This window comes from Winogradskyella sp. (genome assembly GCF_028282165.1).
Taxonomy (GTDB): Bacteria; Bacteroidota; Bacteroidia; order Flavobacteriales; family Flavobacteriaceae; genus Winogradskyella.
Window position 1 is genome coordinate 49,832 of sequence record NZ_JANQIM010000027.1, and the last position, 23,409, is coordinate 73,240.

The 23,409-nt window shown below is 35.2% G+C and carries 19 protein-coding genes; 8 read left to right on the forward strand and 11 right to left on the reverse strand.

Going from position 1 to position 23,409, the window contains the following annotated elements; translation table 11 throughout:
• Window positions 1-93: 93 nt before the first annotated feature.
• A complete protein-coding gene (locus Q0972_RS10755; RefSeq protein WP_299365678.1) occupies window positions 94-924 on the forward strand; it encodes a universal stress protein in 831 nt (276 codons plus the stop codon).
• A gap of 44 nt (window positions 925-968) precedes the next feature.
• On the opposite strand, the gene Q0972_RS10760 is transcribed toward Q0972_RS10755, so the two are convergent.
• From Q0972_RS10760 to Q0972_RS10775, 4 genes are read right to left on the reverse strand one after another with little or no spacing between them, the layout of a single operon-like run.
• Window positions 969-1,640, reverse strand: a complete 672-nt coding sequence (locus Q0972_RS10760) for an ion channel (RefSeq protein WP_299365680.1) — start codon at window positions 1,638-1,640, stop codon at window positions 969-971.
• A gap of 9 nt (window positions 1,641-1,649) precedes the next feature.
• Window positions 1,650-4,763 (reverse strand): efflux RND transporter permease subunit, encoded by a 3,114-nt coding sequence (locus tag Q0972_RS10765; RefSeq protein ID WP_299365682.1) that lies wholly within the window; start codon window positions 4,761-4,763, stop codon window positions 1,650-1,652.
• A 6-nt stretch (window positions 4,764-4,769) separates the two neighbouring features.
• The gene (locus tag Q0972_RS10770; RefSeq protein ID WP_299365684.1) at window positions 4,770-5,858 is read right to left on the reverse strand and encodes an efflux RND transporter periplasmic adaptor subunit; all 1,089 of its coding nucleotides are present in this window, start codon (window positions 5,856-5,858) and stop codon (window positions 4,770-4,772) included.
• 19 nt (window positions 5,859-5,877) lie between these two features.
• Window positions 5,878-8,217 (reverse strand): TolC family protein, encoded by a 2,340-nt coding sequence (locus tag Q0972_RS10775; protein WP_299365686.1) that lies wholly within the window; start codon window positions 8,215-8,217, stop codon window positions 5,878-5,880.
• A 134-nt stretch (window positions 8,218-8,351) separates the two neighbouring features.
• Between Q0972_RS10775 and pepT the strand changes: the two genes are divergently transcribed.
• Together pepT and Q0972_RS10785 are read left to right on the forward strand one after the other, a co-directional pair.
• Window positions 8,352-9,590, forward strand: a complete 1,239-nt coding sequence (pepT, locus tag Q0972_RS10780) for a peptidase T (RefSeq protein WP_299365688.1) — start codon at window positions 8,352-8,354, stop codon at window positions 9,588-9,590.
• Window positions 9,587-10,183 carry a YdeI family protein gene (locus Q0972_RS10785; RefSeq protein WP_299365690.1) on the forward strand — a complete coding sequence of 199 codons (597 nt, stop codon included), beginning with the start codon at window positions 9,587-9,589 and terminating at the stop codon, window positions 10,181-10,183. The genes pepT and Q0972_RS10785 overlap by 4 nt, the downstream gene beginning before the upstream one ends.
• Window positions 10,184-10,237: 54 nt before the next feature.
• Here the strand turns inward: Q0972_RS10785 and yajC are convergent, their stop codons facing one another.
• The 4 genes from yajC to Q0972_RS10805 all read right to left on the reverse strand — a co-directional run bounded on the left by yajC (window position 10,238) and on the right by Q0972_RS10805 (window position 13,346).
• Window positions 10,238-10,528 carry a preprotein translocase subunit YajC gene (yajC, locus tag Q0972_RS10790; protein ID WP_299365692.1) on the reverse strand — a complete coding sequence of 97 codons (291 nt, stop codon included), beginning with the start codon at window positions 10,526-10,528 and terminating at the stop codon, window positions 10,238-10,240.
• Between the two features lie 43 nt (window positions 10,529-10,571).
• Entirely contained in the window at window positions 10,572-11,081 is a 510-nt protein-coding gene (locus Q0972_RS10795; RefSeq protein WP_299365694.1) for a DUF1573 domain-containing protein, read from the reverse strand.
• Between the two features lie 125 nt (window positions 11,082-11,206).
• Window positions 11,207-12,151 (reverse strand): transcription antitermination factor NusB, encoded by a 945-nt coding sequence (gene nusB, locus Q0972_RS10800; RefSeq protein ID WP_299365696.1) that lies wholly within the window; start codon window positions 12,149-12,151, stop codon window positions 11,207-11,209.
• Between the two features lie 91 nt (window positions 12,152-12,242).
• Entirely contained in the window at window positions 12,243-13,346 is a 1,104-nt protein-coding gene (locus Q0972_RS10805; protein ID WP_299365698.1) for a Glu/Leu/Phe/Val dehydrogenase, read from the reverse strand.
• 133 nt (window positions 13,347-13,479) lie between these two features.
• On the opposite strand from Q0972_RS10805, the gene Q0972_RS10810 reads away from it, so the two are divergent.
• The 3 genes from Q0972_RS10810 to Q0972_RS10820 all read left to right on the forward strand — a co-directional run bounded on the left by Q0972_RS10810 (window position 13,480) and on the right by Q0972_RS10820 (window position 18,286).
• Window positions 13,480-15,234 carry an ABC transporter ATP-binding protein gene (locus Q0972_RS10810; protein ID WP_299365700.1) on the forward strand — a complete coding sequence of 585 codons (1,755 nt, stop codon included), beginning with the start codon at window positions 13,480-13,482 and terminating at the stop codon, window positions 15,232-15,234.
• Window positions 15,235-15,300: 66 nt separating this feature from the next.
• Entirely contained in the window at window positions 15,301-15,690 is a 390-nt protein-coding gene (locus tag Q0972_RS10815) for a PUR family DNA/RNA-binding protein (protein WP_299365702.1), read from the forward strand.
• An 85-nt stretch (window positions 15,691-15,775) separates the two neighbouring features.
• A complete protein-coding gene (locus Q0972_RS10820; RefSeq protein ID WP_299365703.1) occupies window positions 15,776-18,286 on the forward strand; it encodes a M14 family zinc carboxypeptidase in 2,511 nt (836 codons plus the stop codon).
• 187 nt (window positions 18,287-18,473) lie between these two features.
• Here Q0972_RS10820 and Q0972_RS10825 read toward each other — a convergent pair whose 3' ends face one another.
• Window positions 18,474-18,809, reverse strand: a complete 336-nt coding sequence (locus Q0972_RS10825) for a tRNA-binding protein (protein WP_299365704.1) — start codon at window positions 18,807-18,809, stop codon at window positions 18,474-18,476.
• Window positions 18,810-18,942: 133 nt separating this feature from the next.
• Here Q0972_RS10825 and Q0972_RS10830 point away from each other — a divergent pair, with 133 nt between their 5' ends.
• Both Q0972_RS10830 and Q0972_RS10835 read left to right on the forward strand, forming a co-directional pair.
• On the forward strand, window positions 18,943-19,497 hold the full coding sequence (locus Q0972_RS10830) for a thioredoxin family protein (RefSeq protein ID WP_299365706.1): 555 nt from the start codon (window positions 18,943-18,945) through the stop codon (window positions 19,495-19,497).
• A gap of 268 nt (window positions 19,498-19,765) precedes the next feature.
• The gene (locus tag Q0972_RS10835) at window positions 19,766-20,308 is read left to right on the forward strand and encodes a GNAT family N-acetyltransferase (RefSeq protein WP_299365708.1); all 543 of its coding nucleotides are present in this window, start codon (window positions 19,766-19,768) and stop codon (window positions 20,306-20,308) included.
• Between the two features lie 55 nt (window positions 20,309-20,363).
• Here Q0972_RS10835 and Q0972_RS10840 read toward each other — a convergent pair whose 3' ends face one another.
• Together Q0972_RS10840 and Q0972_RS10845 are read right to left on the reverse strand one after the other, a co-directional pair.
• Complete coding sequence (locus tag Q0972_RS10840) at window positions 20,364-21,089, reverse strand: energy transducer TonB (RefSeq protein ID WP_299365710.1); 726 nt, start codon at window positions 21,087-21,089, stop codon at window positions 20,364-20,366.
• Between the two features lie 91 nt (window positions 21,090-21,180).
• Window positions 21,181-23,379 (reverse strand): TonB-dependent receptor, encoded by a 2,199-nt coding sequence (locus tag Q0972_RS10845; RefSeq protein WP_299365712.1) that lies wholly within the window; start codon window positions 23,377-23,379, stop codon window positions 21,181-21,183.
• Between the last annotated feature and the right edge of the window lie 30 nt (window positions 23,380-23,409).

A 23,409-nucleotide genomic window follows, 5' to 3' on the forward strand; every position in this document is an offset into this window, starting at 1 on the left:
AAATACTAAATATTTCACCATAAACTGTCAATTATCATTCTTTTTGAAGCAACAAATTCTTACATTTGAGCTTATAACTAATTATTAACAATCATGAAAAAAATCATAATTCCTGTAGATTTTTCTAAATATTCAGAATACGCTTTGGAAACTGGAGCAGCACTAGCCAAACAACATAATGCAGAGCTTATTGTTATGCATATGTTAGAGCTTTCAGAATCTATTTTCTCAGCGTCTAGTTCTGATAGAAATGAAGAAACGGCATTTATGCTTATGGTAGCTAATAAAGAATTCGAAAAATTCTTGGACAAGCCCTACCTAGAAGATATTACGGTAACACCTCTTATAAAGCATCATAAAGTATTAAAAGAAGTCGCAGAAGTTGCTGGTCATGAAAAAGCAGATCTCATTGTTATGGGTTCTCGAGGACATAGCGAACATGATGGTTTATTTACTGGTTCTAATACCGAAAAAGTAGTGAGATATAGCGACACTCCCGTTTTAGTTGTAAAATCAAAGCCAGAATCTATTAATTTCAAAAATATTGTTCTTAGTTGTGATTTTAGTGAAGATAGTATATCTGCTGTTAAAAACGCTCTAGAGTTATTGAACGAATTAGCAGATAAAGTGACGTTGCTTCATGTTAATCTCCCTAATTTAAGCTTCTTGAGTACTGATGAAATCAATGAGAATGTCTCAGACTTTTTAAAGCTCTCAAAACTAGAAGACGACGAGTTACATATAGCATATGCAGCAGATCATACCGTTGAAGATGGTGTACTTAATTATGCAAAAAGAGAAGATGCAGATGCAGTTTCTATCATCACTCACGGCAGAACTGGCTTAAGTCATTTCTTTGGAGGTAGTATTTCTGAAGATTTGGTCAACCATTCTAAACTTCCTGTTGTTACCTTTAAATTATAGATGTTTTAAAAACCCTAGATTTTCTAAATGAAATTCTGGGGTTTTTAGCTTTCTGAAGATGAGTGTTTAATATACTTCTCTACTACTACGGCCGTAATAATGACCAAATAAAACTGCCCTAAAAGTCCTACAAGTACAGCAGCTTTCTGGGCTATTGGAATAGTAGGAACAATTTCACCATAACCAATAGTAAGCAGCGTGATGTAAGCATAATATAAAATACCTTCAGATTTTAAAACAATATCATTAGTTTCTACTAAAGTCCCTGAGAATGCTCCAGGATTTGTCAATTCTATAGACATAAATAAAAAAAATGCTAAAAAGCCTAGTGATATATAACCGCTCATTAATCCCATAATCACATTTTTAGTAACGCGCTTGGCCTGCCAGATTTGTTTGATAATATTCCAGGCCACTGTAATATAAAAGATGAAGTAAATTGAAAGCCGTATTAGTATATTTTCTGTATTCTGTGTTCTCGAAATCATATCAAAACCAAAAACAAAAGTAGAAATAACAAACAATACAATAAACAACCACGTGAGCTTTTTGTTTTTGGAAATCATTAATATCCCGGCTGCAATGCTAATCATATAAAATAGTGGCAACAGTATGTATTCATAAAACTCTGGTGGAAAAAACAAGGATCCGAACAGTATAACTATTTGTGTGATTAGAAAAATCTCAAAACGATATGTATACAGCTTATCAATCATTTTGAAGGTTTAATCCTCTAAAATGGATTCATTAAATTCATAACCTTTGTAATTTACTTTGAATAAAATACTATAGAATGATGGAATAAATAAAAGGGTAATTACTGTACCAAATAACAGGCCTATCATGATGCTCACTGCCATGCCTTCCCACATTTCTCCTCCACTTAAATACAAAGGAATAAGACCTAAAACCGTAGTAAAAGTTGCCAAAAGGATGGGTCTAAATCGCTGCAGACAAGCCGCTATAATGGCATCTTCAATAGGTCTTTTAAGTTCTGTTTCTTCTATTTGAATACGATCGATCAGTACAATGGCATTATTAATTACGATTCCCGCCAAAGAAATCACCCCCAAAAATGGCATAAACCCAAAGGGTTCTTGAAATATGAGTAATCCAATGACAACACCAATAATTCCAAGTGGTATGGTTGAAGCTACCATAACCGTTTTTCTTACAGAGTTGAACTGAATGATTAATAAGAGAATTATTATAAATCCAGATAATGGTAAATAGCCTATTACAGCACCCATATTCTCGGCTGTATTTTCAGCATCTCCACCAAACTTATAGGTGTAACCTTCGGGCCAATTTTGAGAGACCTCTTTCATATAAGGCGTTATTACTTCCATAATTTCTGAAGCATTACCTGAAGCATTCAATTCTGAACTTACATTAATCGTTCTATCAATATCCAAACGCTTAATTTTTGCATATTGCCATTGCGGCTCTATGGAAGCCACCTGGAGTAATGGCACACTTTTGCCTGAGTTCTGCGCATAAATATTCAAAGTCTCTATTGAAGCTAGTGTTTGTTGCTGACTTTGATCACTGCGCATTAATATTGGTATAGACTTATCGTTCTCTCTATACTCACCAGTTTGAAAGCCATCTAAAACGGTTTGAAGCGACGTCGCCACATCAGAACTGGTTACACCGGCCAACTGTGCTTTATTCTGATCGATATTAACTACAAATTTTTTGGTCTTTGGTCCCCAATCGTCCTTAATATTTTTAGTGCCAGAAACGGTTTTCAATTTTTGTTTTGTCTGTTCCGAAAGCTGCGCCAATACATCAGGATCATCGCCAGATATCTTAATTTCAATTGGAGTACCGCCACCACCAGATCCTAGTAGACCTACTTTAATATCGGCATTTGGAAAATTATTAAAACAATAACCGTCGAGTTTCTCCACCATTTCATTATTATAAATAAAATCGGATGTGTTAACTAGAATATGAGCATAACTCGCATCTGGTTCGTCAGTAGTATAGCCTAAATCATAAGAAGAAGGTCCTTCTCCAACATAAGCAGACCAGTCTGTAATACCATTCGGTCTTGTATTATTTACCAAGAGTTCTTGGACTATATAATCTTCAATATCATGTATCACCTCTTTTGTAGCTTCAATACGTGTCCCTTGTGGCAAATTGATGTCTACCGTAATCATATTACGGTCACTATCTGGGAAGAATACAAAAGGAATGTAACCAAAACCAAATAAGGATAAAAAGAAAGCACCTATAATCCCAAAAAGTACTAAGCGTTTGTAAGAAAGCGCAGCCAGAATGAGGTTTTTATAATACAGCTTTAATTTATTGATGGTTTTATCTATTATGGTTTCCTTCTTTTCAGATTTTGGTGTGATTTTTAAGAACAAGAAACACAATAATGTAATCACTGTTAATGCAATAATCCATGAAGACAATAACGCCAATGAAATAACCACAAAAATTGGCCCAACGATATCTCCCATAGTTGACTCTGCCATGTAAAAGGCCAAGAAAGCTGCGGAAGTCGTTAACGTTGATATGAGTAAAGGTGTAAACAACTCGCTACAGGCATCTATAGCGGCCTTTTTGGCTTCAATTCCGTTTTCCATTTTCACCATTATGGTCTCAGCCACAACGATAGCATTATCTACCATCATTCCCAAAGCCATAATTAATGCTGCAAGCGTTACTTGGTTCAAGCCCATATCTATAACACCCATAAGCATAAGTGTCATAATGGTAACCATAGGAATTAGACTTGCTATGATACCTCCAGTTCGTAGCCCCAAGAATATAAGCATCACAATTAGAACAATGGTAATGGACTGAATTAAGTTGACAATAAAATCACTTATTTTGTTATCAATGTAAGTATCCAAAGATGATAAGCGCTTAAGTTCTAAGCCAACTGGTAAAATCTTTTCCCATTCGCTCATCACACCATTGATATCACTTCCTAACTGAATGATATTTGCGCCTTCCTTTAAACTCACATGCATGGATATGGCTTCTTGTCCATTGACTGTTACTAGTTGACTAGGTGGATCTATATAACCTTGTCTTACATTAGTGATATCACCCAAATAGACTAATTGCGTTCCATCTCCAACAGGAATGAGTGTTTGTTTAATATCCTCAATAGAATTAAAATTACCGGAAGGTTCTAAAATAATACGCTCGTCTCCCAAATTGACCTGACCACCAGAACTTAAAATATTAGTGGAGCCTATGATCCCTTGTAACTTAGAAGCTGACAGTCCATATTCTTTGAGCCGTGAATTATCAAATTCGATGAAAACCCGTTCATCCTGCACGCCACCAACCTCAACTTTGGCCGCTAAATCCAATTTGATTAAATCGTCTTTAATATCATCTACATAATCCTTGGCTTCAGCATAAGAAAATCCATCAATGACCAAACCCACTGCGATACCAAAAACTTCCCCAATACCGTCATCATTTAAATTGGGTTGAACACCAGAGGGTAAGCCTTGAATTTGAGATAGCTTACGTCTTAAACGGTCCCATACAGATTGTAGGTCCTCTGGTTTCACCTCATCTTTTAGTTCTACTGAAACTACAGACAATCCCGATCGCGATGTACTACTTACTTCTTTTAATTCTGGTAGTTCTTGAACTACTTTTTCAACTTTATCAGTTACCAACTGCTCAACACGCTCTGGACTTGAACCTGGGAACTGCGAAACAACGGTAGCAACTCTTACTGTATATGGAGGCATACTATCCCTAGATAAGGATTGATAGAAAACCATACCCATTATCATAATCGTAGTAAGCACCGTGAAAGTAATACGGTTTCTGTTGATGGAAAATGCAGTTAAATTCATTTAAGCTTAATTTAATTTTACTTCTTGTCCATCTAATAACGTCTGTAAGCCAGCTGTGGCAATTTTTTGACCTGCATTGAGTCCCGACTTCACTTCAAACCCATCAGCTGTTAGGTTACCTATGGTTATAATTTGTTTTTTTACGGTTGCCTTATCTTTATCGCCTTCTACTAAAAATACAAATCTGCCATCGGCATCTTCACCAACCGCATTAGCAGGAATTACTAACATTTTCTTTGCCAAATCCTCATCCACAAATTCGAATAATACATCTGCAGCCATACCACTTTTAATACGCTCATCAGAATCTGTTACCGTAACTGTGATTGGATAGGTAGACGTATTGGCATCTAAGGCTGGCGCCACCTCAGTAATTACAGCATTAAACGCTTCCCCTTCAATTGCAGTAAAAGACACTTTAACCTTCATACCCTTTTTCACGGCATTAATTACGGATTCTGGTAGTCCTAAACTTATTTCAATGGCAGTACCTGCATTTAATACACCTACTATCTGACCAGGGGAGACATTTTCATCGACCTCTGCAGACACAGAGGCAATAACACCATCTTCTGGTGCGTATAAATAACCAAATCGAATTTGGTCTTGTTGAATGGCCACACTTCGTTTGGATGATTCAAAACTCGCCACAGCAGTTCGATACGAATTTTTAGCAGCTTCATAATCACTTAAAGAAGCACTCCCTTTTTCATAGAGCGTTCTTACACGATTTAGCGAGAGTTTCGCCGTATTCATTTGAGATTCGGCACTATTTTTAGATTCAATAGAGGCCTCATAATTTAAGCGCGCCGCAACGTTATCTAAAGTCCCTAAAAGTTGGCCTTTTTTTACGTCTTGCCCCAACTTCATATCAAACTTTGTTATAATACCGCTACTACGAAAGCTTAGGTTTACGATTTTCTCAGTTTTGGCTGTTCCACTGAATTGTCTGGTTTTTTCACCACCCAAATACCCAACTTCAGCATATTTCACAGGCCGTAAAACAACTTCTTCTTTAACTTCTTTCTCACCACAACTAGATAGTAGTATGACTAAAACTATAGTATGGATTTTAAAGATTCTATTAGATAGCATTATTATAAATGTTTAAGTGTTAATCATTATTTTGAGTAAATTCTAAAAAGCGTTGTATAAATGCTTCACGCTCACTTTCATCCTGCAGCAAAAAGAATAATCCCAAGGACCGCTCTAATTGCATGGCACTGAGTAAATAGTTATAAGTGGCATTAGCTTTAGCTAACTGAGCCTGTAGATAATTATTTTGAGCGTCTAAAAGCTGTACAATATTTACAGCTCCATTGGCATAAGACGTTTGTGTTAAATCCAAAGCTTCCTTTGCTGTCTCCTCAAATACCTCAGACAATTGGATATTAGATATCTGATTTATCAATTCTAAAACTGAATCATTGATATTCTTTTCAATATTTAAGGTAATATTATCCCTTGAAACCTCTAACTGTTCCTTTTGTACTGAAGCGATTTGTTGATTGAGATTTTGCTTATTCTGATTAAAAATTGGAATCGAAACGTTAAGACCAACAGTATAATAACCCTCAGGAATTGCGGGAAAACCCATTGGAAAATCCGTTCCTACGCCTGATCTTGAAAATTCGTAATTGTATTGCCCTTGTAAGGCTACAGTTGGCAAAAAACGCCCAATACCAAATAAACGCTCACTACGATCAGTGGCTTCAATATTATAATTCAAGGCTTTTAGCTCTGGAGCATTATTGATAGCCTCTTGAATTAAGAATTTCACAAAAGGTGCCTTTAATGTTGGGTCGTCAAGAAACTGCCCTAGCTGCTCGTAATTATAATTACTGAAAATACCTTTTTGTAACTCTGCCTCTTCAACATCTATTTTGGTATCAATAGGATTATTCAATAATTGATTCAAGGTATAAAAACCTTGTTCTAATTGATTAACCGCCTCAACCATTTGTTGCGTATTCTGGGCTAACTCTGATTTAAAGCGTAATACATCAGATTTACCAGCTTGTCCTGCTTCATAATTTTCTGTAGCTATTCTTAAGTTATATCTGGTCAACTCCAAATTTTTACTTTGGATAGCAAGATTGGCTTTTAAAATTAATGCTGTGAAATAAGATGTAGCAACATTGAATACAGTATTTAACGCCTCACTATTATAATTTTCTTTTTGAGCTTCGCGTAAAGACCTCTGAATACTAATGTTTGCATTAACCGATTCAGAAAATAGGGTTTGTTGGAGTGCTACATTACCAGATGTACTCAATTCAGGATTTTGCCCATTACTAACCTCAGCTAAATCTGGATCTATGTAAGATCCTGTAGCATTTGCCGTAACATTAGGTAAATAATCACTATTGGCAATTTGAACATCTTTCTCTGCTAATGTTATATCACGCTGTAGAACCTGTAAATCTAAATTCTCTGTGATCGCCTCTTGCATAACGCTCACCAAAGTATACTTTTTGTCTGCTACGGTCTCATCAGGGTTTCCAACAAAAGTTGTCGTGGCGATTAAACTATATTTTAGGGGTAGTCCAATTTTCTCAGCAGTATTGAAATTAACGGTAAGATTACTATTGGTTTCGAGCTTGGTACTAACGCCTGAGAACTCATTATTTAAGACTACAGATTCAACAGTTAGTGCTATTCTTCTAAAAAATTGGTCGAGTTCGGATTGATCATGATTACTGGCTAAAATACCATTAGTAACGTCTCTAACAGGATTTGCAGTAAAGGATGGTAATTTCTTATCGATTAAAACTTGTGCTAAGTCTTGCATTTGTTCGTCAGTAAGGTAAAATCCCCCAGCTAAGTACAGTGCATCGATATTATCTAAACTAGAAGTAATGTCATTTAAACTTTCAAAAGAAATAAGTCGAAAATCCATATCTAAATCCGCGCTAATCTTATCAAAAGCTGATTCAATTGGCAAATTCTCCAAGAAATGCTTTTCTATGGCAACACCGACACGCTTAGGATTTGCTAATTTCTTTAGTAATTGCAAATCCTCGGCATAAGATTGCGATGTAGTAATTGACATAAAGTTTTTTATATTGGTATCAATCTTAATGTCAGTTACCAATTCTTCACTAAGTGCCCCAAAAACAATCGTCGGCTTTGGATAACTCTCACGTTTAGAAATAACCGTATTGTTAACAATTCCAAAGGCAATTATGATATCGGTATCGTTGTTTAACAATAGGTTATAATTAGATATGGCTTTATCTAAATTAAAGTCATTAACAAATTGATTATTCTCAGGAAATTGAAGTACAGCATCCTCTCCAACTACCGCCGAAATCTCACTAGAAAGTCCCTGAAGTAATCCTTCAATCTCTGGAGATGTTTTGTCTAATAAATATCCTATTTTATAGGTTTCAGATTGGCTAAAAGAAAATAAAAATAAAAAGAGAGTTAGTAAAACACTGTAATAATAGCGCATTGGTCAATTTATTTGGTTGATAGCTTTCAATAAAAGTAAAGTTTATTTCTTTAGAAACCAATAAATCGAAAAGTATTTGGGTTCTGTTTAATGTTTCCTGCCAATAGTTCTTATTTTTGATAAAAACTTTAAACATGCAGCATATTATTGACCGATTTATCAGTTATGTGACTATAGATACAGAGTCCGATCCAAATTCTAATACAACCCCTAGCACTAAAAAACAATGGGATTTAGCACATAAGCTCACCAAAGAGTTAATTTCGATAGGCATGAAAGATGTTTCTATTGATAATAATGCTTACGTCATGGCTACCCTACCGAGTAATGTCGACCATGAGGTGCCAACCATAGGATTTATATCTCATTTTGATACATCCCCCGACTTTACAGGAAAAGGCGTAAAACCTCGAGTCATCAAAAACTATGACGGTAAGGATATCGCTTTGAATGTTGAAGAAAATATTATTTTATCCCCAAGTTACTTTGAAGATTTACGACTTTACATTGGTCAAACCTTAATTGTTACAGATGGTACAACACTCTTAGGCGCCGATGATAAAGCCGGTATTACGGAGATTGTCACGGCGATGGAGTATTTGATTAATCATCCCGAAATTAAGCATGGTACTATTAAGGTGGCCTTTACGCCAGATGAAGAGATTGGACGTGGTGCCCATAAGTTTGATGTTGAAAAATTTGATGCCGATTGGGCTTACACTATGGATGGCAGCCAAATTGGTGAGTTAGAATATGAAAACTTCAATGCTGCTGCTGCTAAAATTAAAGTAAAAGGAAAAATTGTTCATCCTGGTTATGCTAAAGGTAAAATGGTGAATTCCATGTATTATGCGACTGAATTCATTAATGCCTTACCAAAAGAAGAAACCCCAGAACATACAGAGGGTTATGAGGGGTTTTTTCATTTACACAATATCGAAGGTAAAGTTGAAGAAACAACTTTACAGTACATTATAAGAGATCATGATAAAGACAAGTTTGAGGCACGTAAAACCTTCATGGAAAACATTGCTAAAGACTTAAACCAAAAGTTTGAATCGGATATTTTTGAACTGGATATTAAAGACCAATATTACAATATGAGAGAGAAGGTCGAGCCGATGATGCATATTGTGGATATTGCAGAAGAGGCGATGACATCTTTAGGCATTACGCCCTTAATAAAACCCATAAGAGGTGGTACAGATGGTTCTCAATTATCATACATGGGCCTACCCTGTCCGAATATCTTTGCAGGAGGGCACAACTTTCATGGACGCTATGAGTATGTACCAGTAGAAAGTATGCAAAAAGCCGTAGAAGTGATTTGCAAGATTGCCGAATTAACGGCTGAAAAGTATATTGAAAAATGAAAAAGGTAAACTCGGTTGAAGAATATATAGAAACCAATACGCATTTTGGCGAGGAACTTGCTATTCTCCGTGATATTATCAATGCAACAGAGCTTGAAGAAACCTTAAAATGGAGTGCACCAACGTATTGCATCAATGGAAAAAATGTAGTTGGTTTAGGAGCCTTTACGCATCATTTTGGTATTTGGTTTTTTCAAGGTGTCTTTTTAAAAGATGAACATAATCTCTTAGTTAATGCCCAAGAGGGCAAAACCAAAGCATTAAGGCAAATGCGCTTTGAAACTAAAGCAGACATCAACAAAGATTTGGTTTTAACCTACATAAAGGAAGCTATTGCCAACCAAAAAGCTGGTAAAGAAATAAAACCTCAGCGCCAAACTAAACCAGTCGTGATTCCCGCAGAGCTAGAGCATGTTATAAATACCAATGCAGAACTTAAATCTGGTTTTGAGGCTCTAACGCAAGGAAAACAGCGCGAATATTGCGAGTACATCACCCAAGCCAAAAGAAAGGCAACCAAACAATCCCGGATAGAAAAAATAACACCAATGATCATTAAAGGGATTGGTTTAAACGATAAGTATAAAAACTGAAGTAAAAAAGCCACTCAAAAATGAGTGGCTTTTTAATTTTATGTTAGTAAAAGACTATTTTGTTTTAGCAGGTGCATTCAATTTTTTACTCATTTCCATAGAAATTGCAGAACGCTCAAACTTAATCTTACCGGCCGACGTTTCAATAACACAGCTATGATCCTTATCATTTAATTCCACAACTTTACCATGCATACCGCTTTTAGTGATAACACGATCTCCACGTTTTAGTTCGCTAGCAAACTTTTTTTCTTGTTTCTGACGCTTCATTTGTGGTGCAATCATAAAGAAATACATCACAGCAAAAATGGCAATAAATGGTAAAAACGACCCTAATCCTTCCATTAATATTTATATAATTTTTATTATGCTCTTAGACCCAATTAAATTAGTTGGTCTTTGGCGTTGATGTAGACAAAGGGTTTGTTGGAGTCTTAACAGGCTCAGGTGCATTTGGATCTTTTTCAACCATAGCTGTAATCTTAACTACCTCTGTACCTTTTTCAGTATTAGTAGTCATAGTTAAGGATTTAGATACTTTTCCATTGCCTTTACCATTAAACTTTACTGTAAACTGTCCTGTCTCTCCTGGTGCAACTTCTTTGGTGTAGTTAGATGGCACTGTACAACCACATGTACTTTTAATATTACTCACTACCAGCATAGAATTCCCTGTGTTAGTATATTTAAAAATAGTTTCAACAGGAGTTCCATTTACAATAGTTCCAAAATCGTGCTCCATTTTATCCATCTTCATTACTGGGAAGTTACCAGCATTTGCATCTCTCTCTGCCGCAACAGCTACGTTTTCTGAATTCACTTTACTAGCCGCATTATCTTTACAAGATGTAAAAGCTATGAAACATAAAGCACTAAGTCCTAAGATTAACTTTTTCATTATTTATATTTTTAATTATTATATCCTTGTTTTTTTCAGTTGGCAAAGGTATGAATTATTCCTAGCAATTAAAACTTTTAGGCTGCTCTTAACAGGTTTGTGAAAGAATTACACTACAAAATACTTTACATTAGTCCTCGGCCTGCTTTTGGATACAATTTTTGAGATTGATATTCCTTAACGATTTTGTCTAATATCCCATTTATAAACAAGCTGCTTTTCGGTGTTGAATATTCTTTAGCAATTTCCAGATATTCGTTAATAGTGACCTTATGTGGAATGGATGGGAACTTTTGGAATTCGCACAATGCCATCTTTAATAGCAAACCATCCAAACTTGCCAAACGTTCCGTGTCCCAATTTGTTGTTTTTTTTGAGATTTCTTCGTCAAACTTAGAGTTGTTTAAAACGGTCTTTCTGAATAAATCCTTAGCAAATTCCTTATCTTCTTCGTCCTTGTACAAATCAGGTAGCAACTTAGTTTCGGGTGATGTCAGCTTTACCTTTCTCAATAGTTTTAGTAATAATGTATTAACAACAGGAAAATCATCCACCCAAGTTAACTTCTTATCTTCAAAATAATCGAATAGCTTATCATTTGGAGCAATCAATTCCGTGTAGATATCTATGATGAACTGCTTATCATGCTTAAAACCGACATTTGGATCATTCATATAATCATCATAAAGCTTACTTTTCCTTATCGTCTTAAAAAGTATATCGACATACTCAAAATCGAGATGCCAAAAGTTTAGCTTACGCTTGGCAATCACATCTTGCAATATTTTATTGTTACTAATAAAATTCAGCAATAAATTTTCTTGAAACTTTGTATTAGGGTTTCTATCAGAGTCGGCATTCAAAAGCTTTTTTTGAAGTTTTTTATTGTACTCCTCACTTTTTTTATGCAATTCGGTAAGCAAAGCAATAACCGATAGATATAAATCTAGCATACCATCTAGACTATGAAGCAAAAACTTTTCGTCTTTAACCAAATCGTCACTTTCATGACCTTTAAAAGCATACAAAGACTGCATGACTTTTATTCTGATGTGTCTTCTATTGAGCATCTAGAAAGAGCTGCGTTATGTTGGTTACTAAAAAAGGTGAATCCACTGTGATTCACCCTGCAAAAATACTATTATTTAATTCTGAAAAAAATTATTTAGAATTTTCTCTCTTACGCGTTTCAATACGTTCTTGAGCTATATTAAAAGCTGCTTCGTGCGTTGTTAAATCGTTGGTTTTGGCATTATCGAGAATCTCTAAAGTGGTATTATATATGTTTTCCGTTTTGCGCATTATCTCTTGCCTATCGTAATTCTCTAGCTCTGCATACACATTGATAATTCCTCCTGCATTAATTAAAAAATCTGGTGCATAAACGATACCTCTTTCCTGTAGAATTCTTCCATGCCTATTCTCTTCTGCCAATTGGTTGTTAGCTGCTCCAGCAATAATACTAGCTTGCAACTTGTAAATGGTATCGTCATTTATAGTTGCTCCTAAAGCGCAAGGTGCATAGATATCCATGGCTTCATTGTAGATATCCTGTCCATTATAGATTTTAACCCCATATTTAGAGCTAACTTCCTCTAGTCGTTCTTGATTAATATCCGATATGGTAACGTTAGCGCCTTCATTGCTTAAATGCTCCACCAAGGCCTCACCAACATTACCTATGCCTTGAACAAATACATTTTTATCCTCTAAAACATCCGAACCATATTTAAATTTAGCGGCTGCTTTCATACCCATAAACACACCATATGCTGTAATTGGAGAAGGGTTTCCGGCACCACCTTTGTTTTGAGAAATTCCTGTAACATAAGGGGTGACCTCTCTTACCGTATCCATATCCGCAGTTTCCATACCAACATCTTCTGCTGTTATATATCGACCGCTTAAAGAGTGTACAAATTCACCAAAACGCCTCATTAACTCAGGCGTTTTTTGGGTTTTGGCGTCCCCTATAATCACAGCTTTCCCTCCACCAAGGTTTAAACCTGTAATTGCAGATTTAAAGGTCATTCCGCGAGACAAGCGCAGTACATCATTTAGAGCTTCCCATTCGTTCTGGTAATCCCACATTCTTGTACCTCCCAAAGCAGGTCCCAAAACCGTATTATGTATACCAATAATAGCTTTTAAACCAGTATCTTTGTCATTGCAAAATACAATTTGCTCGTGATCGTCAAACGAATTTTGACCAAATACTGGATCGGCTTTTGAAAGTTCATTAGAACTTATTATTTCTGAAGTCATTTAAGATTTAGATTTAAGGCTATTTGAAGATTATCTAAAAACAGCGAGCAAAAATAAATTATTATTAGAGGATTAGCAAAATATTAACGTCGAAATAGGATTATCGTTATACTTTTGACTGACCAAATGCACTATGAAAGCACTAAAGCATCTCAATAAATACTTCTATAAATACAGATACCGATTAATCATCGGTGTGATTATTACCGTTGTTGCAAAGATATTTGTATTGTTTACACCACGTTTTGTTGGCGACTCCATAAATGTTATTTCTGATCGTTTGGATGGAAAAATCTCGTACGAAGTTTTTAAAACTGAATTAATCACCAATATATCATACATTGTTGGAGCTGCTATTATTGCTGGGCTTTTTACATTTTTGATGCGCCAGACCATTATTAATGTTTCGAGATACATTGAATATGATTTAAAAAATGAAATCTACCAACATTACCAAGTACTTTCCTTGAATTTCTACAAATCCAATAGAACAGGTGACTTAATGAACCGAATTAGTGAAGATGTAGGAAAAGTACGCATGTATGCTGGGCCTGCCTTAATGTACAGCATAAATACCGTAACATTGTTTACCGTAGCTATAATTTACATGATAAGCACGGCGCCAAAGCTTACTCTATACACGTTAATGCCATTACCCATCCTTTCTATTGCGATATATAACTTAAGCAGGCTTATTAACAAACGGAGCACAATTGTACAACAGTCTTTATCTACCTTATCAACCTATTCGCAGGAAGTCTTTAGCGGTATCTCCGTAATTAAATCCTATGGCATAGAACCAAATACAATTAATGAATTTGATGGACTTTCAGCCGAAAATAGACAGAAACAAATTAACTTAACCAAGGTACAAGCACTTTTCTTCCCATTGATGATTTTATTAATTGGCATAAGTAATCTTATTGTCATTTATATTGGTGGAATGCAATATATGAGTGGTGAAATTGAGAATATTGGTACCATTGCAGAGTTTATCATTTATGTTAACATGTTAACATGGCCAGTAGCTACAGTGGGTTGGGTAACGTCGCTTGTCCAACAGGCCGAAGCTTCTCAAGAACGTATAAATGAGTTTTTAAAGACCGAACCAGAAATTAAAAATAGAGCAAGTGAGTTGACTCCTATTAAAGGTTATATCGAGTTCAAAAATGTCTCTTTTGTATACCCAGACACTAATATTGAAGCTTTAAAAAATGTGAGCTTTTCAATCAAATCAGGTGAAACCCTAGCCATTTTAGGAAAAACAGGTTCTGGAAAATCAACAATTTTAGATTTAATCGGCAGACTGTATGATATTGATAAGGGCAATGTCTTAGTTGATAGTACACCTATAGCCGATTTACACCTTACTAGCCTTAGAAATAGTATTGGTTATGTACCTCAAGACGCATTCTTATTTTCAGACACTATAAAAAACAATATAAAGTTTGGTAAAGAAGAAGCATCCGATGAAGAAGTGATTGAAGCCGCCAAAAATGCCAGAGTCCATAAAAACATTATTGGTTTTAAAGATGGCTATGATACTGTCTTAGGGGAACGTGGCATTACATTATCTGGTGGGCAAAAACAACGTGTTTCTATTGCTAGAGCGATAATTAAAAAACCCGAAATTTTACTATTTGATGATTGTCTATCGGCAGTAGATACTGAGACCGAAGAAAAAATCCTTAAAAATCTCACTAAGATTACTAAAAACAAAACTACTATAATAGTAAGCCATCGTGTATCTTCTGCTAAAAATGCAGATCAAATTATTGTCTTAGAGGATGGTAAGATAATCCAAAAAGGAAACCACGGGAGCCTTATTAATGTTGAAGGCTACTATAAGGAACTTTACACAAAACAACTCTCTGAAAAAGAAATGTAATAATTTATTTGTCAGTTAACTTTTTTTTTAGATTTTTGGATTGAAATTTAAAATAAGATATGATATATGAGCGATAATGAAATGATGGATAAAGAAGAAATATATTCAAAAGTGCTGCGAGCTGGAAGACGTACTTATTTCTTTGATGTTAGAGCGACAAAAGCAGGAGATTATTACCTAACCATTACTGAAAGCAAAAAATTCACTAACGACGACGGGTCTTTTCATTACAAAAAGCATAAAATTTACCTTTATAAAGAAGATTTTTCTGAGTTTAGGGACATTTTATCCGAGATGACAGATTACATTATTAGTGAAAAGGGCGAAGAAGTAATTAGTGAGCGCCATCAAAAAGATTTTAAGCGTGAAGATGACTTTGTAGCACAAGAAACAAATACATCCGAAGACTCACATAATACTGACAGTTTTACTGACATTAGCTTCGACGATATCTAAGTTTAACTTCTGTTAAATAATAATAAAAACCGTTACTAACCGTAACGGTTTTTTTATTTTTAGCATTTAACCAACTCCTAAATATATGCATCGTATTGCTTTATTTTTTGTTTTAGCAACCTCTACTCTTTTTTCGCAATCAATAACTGACCTATCCTATTATCTCCCAAAAGACGTACAGTACGATCAAAGCATACCAACACCAAAAAGCGTGATTGGACATGATGTTGGCGAATGGCATATTACACACGACAAGCTTGTTCAATATATGTACGAACTCGCTAAAGTATCAGATCGAATAACAATTAAAACCACAGGTAAAACTTTTGAAGACAGACCACTATTATTGCTAACTATTACCTCACCAAACAACCATCAAAATATAGATAACATTAAAGAAGCACACATAGAAGCCACTGAGACTAATGATACAAATATAGAAGATAGACCTGTTGTAGTTTACCTGGGATTTTCAATACATGGTAATGAACCTAGCGGTTCAAATGCTGCTCTATTAGCAGCGTATCACCTCGCAGCTGCCAAAGGTTCAAAAATTGAAACCTTATTGAACGATACAGTAATTTTGTTTGATCCATGTCTTAATCCAGATGGGTTACAGCGTTTTGCTTATTGGGCAAATACCAATAGAAATATGACACTTAATCCAGACCCAAATGATAGGGAGTATAGTGAAGTATGGCCTGGTGGGCGCACCAACCATTATTGGTTTGATTTGAATAGAGACTGGCTACCTGTGCAGTTACCAGAGTCTAGGGCACGTATTGAGACGTTTCATAATTGGCTCCCAAACATCTTAACAGACCATCATGAAATGGGAACCAATTCAAGCTTCTTTTTTCAACCTGGCATTCCATCTCGCACGCATCCTTTGACTCCAAAGATGAATCAGGAAATAACAAAAAGTATTGCAAAGTATCATGCCAAAGCATTCGACAAAATTGGATCTCTATATTATTCCGAAGAAAGCTTTGATGATTTCTACTACGGTAAAGGCTCTACTTTTCCTGATATTAACGGAGGGATCGGAATTCTCTTCGAACAAGCCAGTTCGCGTGGTCATGTACAAGAAAGCAATAATGGCATATTGACGTTTCCATTTACTATAAGAAACCAATTCACTGTAGTTTTATCTACCCTCGAAGCAGCCAATAGTATGCGAAAAGAGCTATTAGAATACCAGTACAATTTCTATAAAAATGCTCGTAGTGAGGCTTCAAAGGAGGGGAATAAAGCTATTGTTTTTGGTGATGAGAAAGATGCAGCAAAAACCTATCATTTGGCCGAAATATTAAAACGGCACAAAATCAAATTTCATGATGTTAAGTCGGACTTTTCCATCAGTGGAAAAAACTTCAAGAAAGGTTACAGCTATATTGTTCCAAAAAATCAGAAAAACACACGATTAATCAATGCCATGTTTGAAAAACGCACATCATTCCAAGATAGCTTATTTTATGACATTTCTGCATGGACTTTCCCTCTAGCTTTTAATCTAGACTATGCCGAAACTACTGCATCTTATGCTGGAGACGAAATCGTTAATCTCAAATATCGAAAAGGAAGTGTCACTTCAAAAAGCGAATATGCATACTTATTTGCTTGGAACGAATATTATGCGCCAAAACTCTTGAATAAAATCCTTAAAAAAGGGCTCAGAGCTAAAGTGAGCATGAAAAACTTTAAAGCCAATGGTAAATCGTATGATTATGGCACCATTATGATTCCTGCAAAGAATCAAAATCTATCTACTTCAGAGATATATCACTTTTTGAATCAGCTAGCCGTTGAGAGCCATATAACCGTCGATGCCGTTTCAACAGGTCTGAATGATGGCATTGACTTAGGAAGTAATAATTTTAGAACCTTGGAGCTTCCTAAAATTGCACTTTTGGTAGGAAATGGAATAACATCTTACGATGCAGGTGAAATCTGGCATTTATTAGACACGCGTTACGATATTGTTGCCACTAAGCTTGACACTAAGAATTTTGGACGCACAGATCTAAGCAGATACAATACCATCATTATGGTAAATTCTTATTCTGGCTTAAATGAAAGTAATACCAAAAAACTAAAAAGCTGGATTGAAGACGGCGGTACTTTAATAGCTTATAGAAATGCTTTGAGATGGTTAAATTCCAAAGAAATCATGAAGATTGATTTTAAGAAGCGAAATAACATTACGGCCAAAAATGTTAGTTACGAACAACGCAGAAACTTTAGAGGTGCACAGCTTATTGGTGGTGCTATTTTCGAAACTAAACTAGACCGCTCCCATCCTATCAATTTTGGTTATAATAACGATAAATTGGCAATGTTTAGAAACACTACCCTTTTCATTAAGCCTAATAAAAATAGTTACGACAATCCCATTCAATACACTAAAAACCCTTTATTGAGCGGTTATATTTCTGAAGAAAATTTAGATAGCCTAAGTTTATCCATACCGCTTAAAATAGGAGATACAGGAAAAGGCACAATAATTGGCTTTACTGACAATACAAATTTTAGGGCGTTTTGGTATGGCACCAATAAATTGCTTATGAACGCTATCTTCTTTAGGCATGAGATGTAGAGGTTAGGAGTTAGGAGTACAAAATAATGCGCTTGTCATTGCGAGGACGTTCGGGACGAAGCAATCTTTTGAGTTTGGCATTTGGATTTTTGGTTTTGGGTATTTGGTTTTGTGAGTTAGGAGTTAGGAGTAAAATTATGAACGTTTCAACAAATCAACAACTATACAAATCAACAATTAAACAAAATCAAGACACTTGCGATCCATTTTTAATCTTGGTTTCAGGATGCAATAAAAATACATCATTCTCTTTAACAGCTCCCATTACCAAACACTCGCTCATAAAATTAGCTATCTGTTTCTTAGGGAAGTTAACAACAGCAACGATTTGTCTTTTAAGCAGATCTTCCTTGCTATATTGAGTGGTAATCTGAGCAGAAGATTTTTTCATTCCTAAATCTCCAAAATCAATGGTAAGTTGATATGCTGGCTTTCTGGCATTGGGAAAATCGTTGACTTCGAGAATAGTTCCTATGCGCAAATCTATCTTTGTAAAGTCTTCAAATGTTATTATCTTTTCCATATTAAAAAGTCTAATTTTACCGTAAGGTTAAGCGCGGTTAAAACCTATTCAAATCTAAAGTTTTAAAAACCTTTCGACTGCACTCAAGGTAACAATATAGCACTAATTATGGATTTTAAAAATAATAAATATTATGGCCTTAACACCATCTAACATGTTGCCTTTAGGCACCAAAGCTCCTGAGTTTAGATTAATCGACACTAAAGACGATCAAATAAAATCACTAAACGAATTAAAAGGTGATGCGGGAACATTAGTCATGTTTATCTGTAACCACTGCCCTTTTGTTATTCATGTCAATGAACAATTAGTCCGATTAGCTAAGGATTATAAAGTGAAAGGTATTCATAGTATTGCTATTTCGAGCAATGATGTGGTTAATTATCCGCAAGATGGTCCTGATAAAATGAAAACACATGCAGAAATCAACCAATACCCTTTTCCATATTTATATGATGAAACACAAGAGGTTGCTAAAGCTTATGATGCCGCCTGCACACCAGATTTTTTCTTATTTGATAAGGACTTAAATCTAGTTTACGCTGGGCAATTAGACGGCTCAAGACCTGGAAATGGTATTGCCGTTACTGGAAAAGATTTAAGAGCCGCTATGGATGCTTTAGTAAAAAATGAAACTATTGACCCTAACCAAAAACCAAGTATGGGCTGTAACATTAAATGGAAATAGGTTTTTTGAGTGGATGGAAAAGAAAAAAATATAGAGAAGAGAAAATCAATTCCTCTGACAACCTCCGAGTCGCTAACCTTTTTCTTCATCCCTTTTCGATTTTTTGGACCTGTGATCTCTAGAAATAATGATTTTAACGAAACTGAAATAGAGCGCTTTCGAAAATTCGGATTTGATTTAAAGATTAAACAAGCAAAAGAGCTAACAATCTATGGTAGAGTATTTTATCTAAGCATCCTCATAATCATTATATATTTAATAAGTTAAAATGAATGTAAAACTAGAAACCAAGCGTCTGTATTTAAGACCCATCACCCAAAATGATGCGCAAGATTTTTTTGAGATGGACTCTAATCCTAAGGTTCATATCTTCTTAGGTAACAACCCAGTAACATCTGTTGAACAATCCAAATCAAAAATTGAAGGCATACTGCAACAATATAAGGATTATGGTGTAGGTCGCTTAGCTATGTTTAAAAAAGATACTGGAGAATTTGTAGGGTGGTCTGGTCTAAAGTATGAGCGAGAATTACGCAAAGAATTTAATTATTACGATTTAGGTTACAGGCTAAAAGAAGAATTTTGGGGTAATGGTTATGCCACTGAAGCTGCAATAGCATCACTTGATTATGGCTTTAAAGACTTAGAACTTGAAGAAATTTGCGCCGCGGCCCACATAAACCATATTGTCTCAAACACAATTCTTAAAAAAATCGGTATGCATCCTTCTGGTACTTTTGAGTATGAGGGTGATTTATGCAATTGGTATACTTTAAAAAAGATTTTTACAAATAGCAAAACCCCTTTTTAAAAAGGGGTTTTGGCATCAATCAAAAATTTGTCTAAACCAAGTATTACTGTTTAGTTTATTGTTCTTGCAATTTAAAGTTTATAGGGATACTGTAAGGCACACCAACGGGTTTGTTACGTTGTTTTCCTGGTTTCATTGCAGGCAATAAGCTAATGATTCGCTCTGCTTCAGTTACCAATAACTTATCTGGTCCTCTACTTTTAATTTTAGAAACTCTACCTGTTTTATCAATTATAAAGTACACAAATACCTTACCTTGGATATTGAGTTCTGAAGCAGCATCAGGATATCTAAAGTGCTTTTGTAAGTGCTTGTTCATCATTTCTTGGAAACAAGCTCTTAATTCATCATTACTGCCCTCACATCCAGGGAATTGAGGTACTCTCTCTATCACAGCAAATGGTACTTCTATATCTTCCTCTACCTCTTCTACCTCAACTTCTTCTACAGTGACTACACGCTCTTCAATAATATCGTCCTGACCTACCTCTGTACTCTCAATAAAAGTTTCTTCAACTTCCTCGACATCCTCAACTATTGTGATTGCTTGAGTTACTACTTGTTTAGGTGGAGGTGGTGGTGGAATATTAATAGTAGTAATTGGTATATCTTCTTCCAATTGTTCTGTCAACATTAAGATATCTATCTTAGCAGCTTCTGTTTCGTAAGTCTTATGTTCTAATCCTAAGTATGTAAGGAGTAACATTACGTTTAAGCCAACAGCAAAGTATAAACTGCTGTTTCGACCTACATTGGCTCTTGGGTTCTTCTTGAGTTCCATGACGTTTAATTTTATACCTTAAAGTTACCCATCAAAACCCATATAACTTATGACAAAAGTCATGTTTGCCTCAAACTCACTATTTTAACGTTTACAAATTATCTAATTGATTGTCCATACCATCTTCACTAATCGTCCAAAAGAACCCTACAAAAAAGAACTGATCTGTACCAGGTCTTATAGCTCTTCTATTGAATTGCCCATTGATATCTGGTGTATTTGCATACTGATACCCATTTATATTTCTAAACCCAAAAACATTATTTAAAGAGAAATATAAAATCTTTTGTTGATCAATTAAATACGACCAGTTTAGGCTTATACTATTAAAAGGTTTTGCGCGTTCTGCCAAAAACTCATCTGAATTAGGATTATCGTAAGGCCTACCTGATGAAAAGATATAATCAAAACCCAATTGGCTTTTTAAACTCTCAATCCAATATTTTCCAACAATGGAAAAATTATGGTTGGTTGCGAAGTTGGGTTGCGCGGAAGTTTCAAAATTGAGATAATTCCGTTCTGTATCTAAATACGAGTAGCTTATCCAATAATCCAAGTCCTTAATACTAGTATTATCGCGCCAGAACAAATCTATACCTTGGGCATAACCATTTCCGCTTGAATCATAATTGCTGTCAAAGCCTGCAAACTCTGTATCAAACTTTACCAAATTATCATAATCCTTTCTGTAAGCTTCTGCTCTAAATATTCTTCCCTTATCGACATACTGATAGTTCAATATATAATGTGTCGTCCTTTCCGCCCTTAAATCTTGTTCAAACTTTAAAATAGAACTATTTGGATTTTGAAAAAAGTTTCCATAAGCTAATGATACCTGTGCATTCTTTGAGGTCTTATAAGCTAATGCTGTTCTTGGGGCAATGTCTACGTCATTAAAGATAGAACTATAGTCTGCTCTTACACCTACTTTTAACGCTAGGTCTTTTGAAAAAACCAAATCTGCTTCCGCAAAACCTGCAGTAATGTTGTTTTTAAATCCATAGGTCACATCAATGCTTTCTTCTTTAAAATTCTCATCAAAGTCGGTAATGAATTGCTCTGCACCAAAACTTAGCTTAAACCGACTGTTAAAACGCTTTTTTAATTTAAGTTTTGCATGGACCGAATTTTCAACATCATTAATATCGCTGGCCATAATACCGATTTCATTCTTGGCATAAGTATAGCTTAAACCTGTATTCAGTGTCCAGCTATTTCCCAAAACACCTTTATAGGATGTATTGACATAAAAGTTGTTATTGTTTAGCTTAAAATCCAAACCATCTTCAAAATTTATGTCTTCTTGGGTAACTTGCAAATCCGTAATATCAAAAGCTGCATAGAGTTTTAGTATACCATTATCTAATCTATGCCTGTAAACCGTTTCACCTTGTGCTGCCTGTAATGGTCTTTGCCAGTTGTTTCTATTGCTAAAGAGATCAAAATATGGTCCTAAATTGATATAGGAAGTATTAAAACTGAGTGAGGATTTTTCCCATTTTTGGGTATTTCCTAAACCTGCTCCAACTGACATGATACTTATCTCAGTTTTTTCTTGAATAGGTTCATTTATAGTATTTAGAAGAAGTACACTAGATAAGGCTTGCCCATACTCCGATGAATAACCTCCTGTTGAAAAAGTGATACCGTCAAATAAAAATGGGGAATATCGACCTCTTGCAGGCAAATTATTTGTGGTTGGTGTGTATGGTGTAAAAACTCTTATTCCATCAATAAAGATTTGTGTTTCCTCAGCATTTCCTCCACGCACAAATAAACGACCATCTTCGGCATTAGTAGAAGTTCCTGGAAGTGTTTGTAATGCTCCAACAAAGTCACCAAGAGCACTTGCTGTAGTAACCACATCTAAAGGTTTTAAAACGGATACTTTACTATTGTCATTGGCTTCAAAAGTCCCAGCACTGAGAACAACGGTATCTAAGGATTCTACATCTTCTCGTAGCTTTATTTGCAAATTGGATAGCTTAGTTACCTCATCTACTATGGTTTTGGTTTCATAAGACAGAATGGATACCACTAAAGTCTGCATACCTTTTTCTTCTGTTGTAAATAGAAATCCTCCTTCTTCATCTGTTGTGGCGCCATCATAGGTACCATCTAAATAAACATTGGCACCTTCGATAGGCTGGTTCTTGCTATCTAAGACTATTCCAGAAATAGTGGTTTGCCCGTGTGTAATAATCGACAAAAAGAAGATTATAACTATGGTAAGATTTTTTCTCACTGTATTCTTATCATCTGTAATGTGTGGGTGAATTTTTGATTTCATCTTTTGATTGGTAATAATTGTTCGTATTCT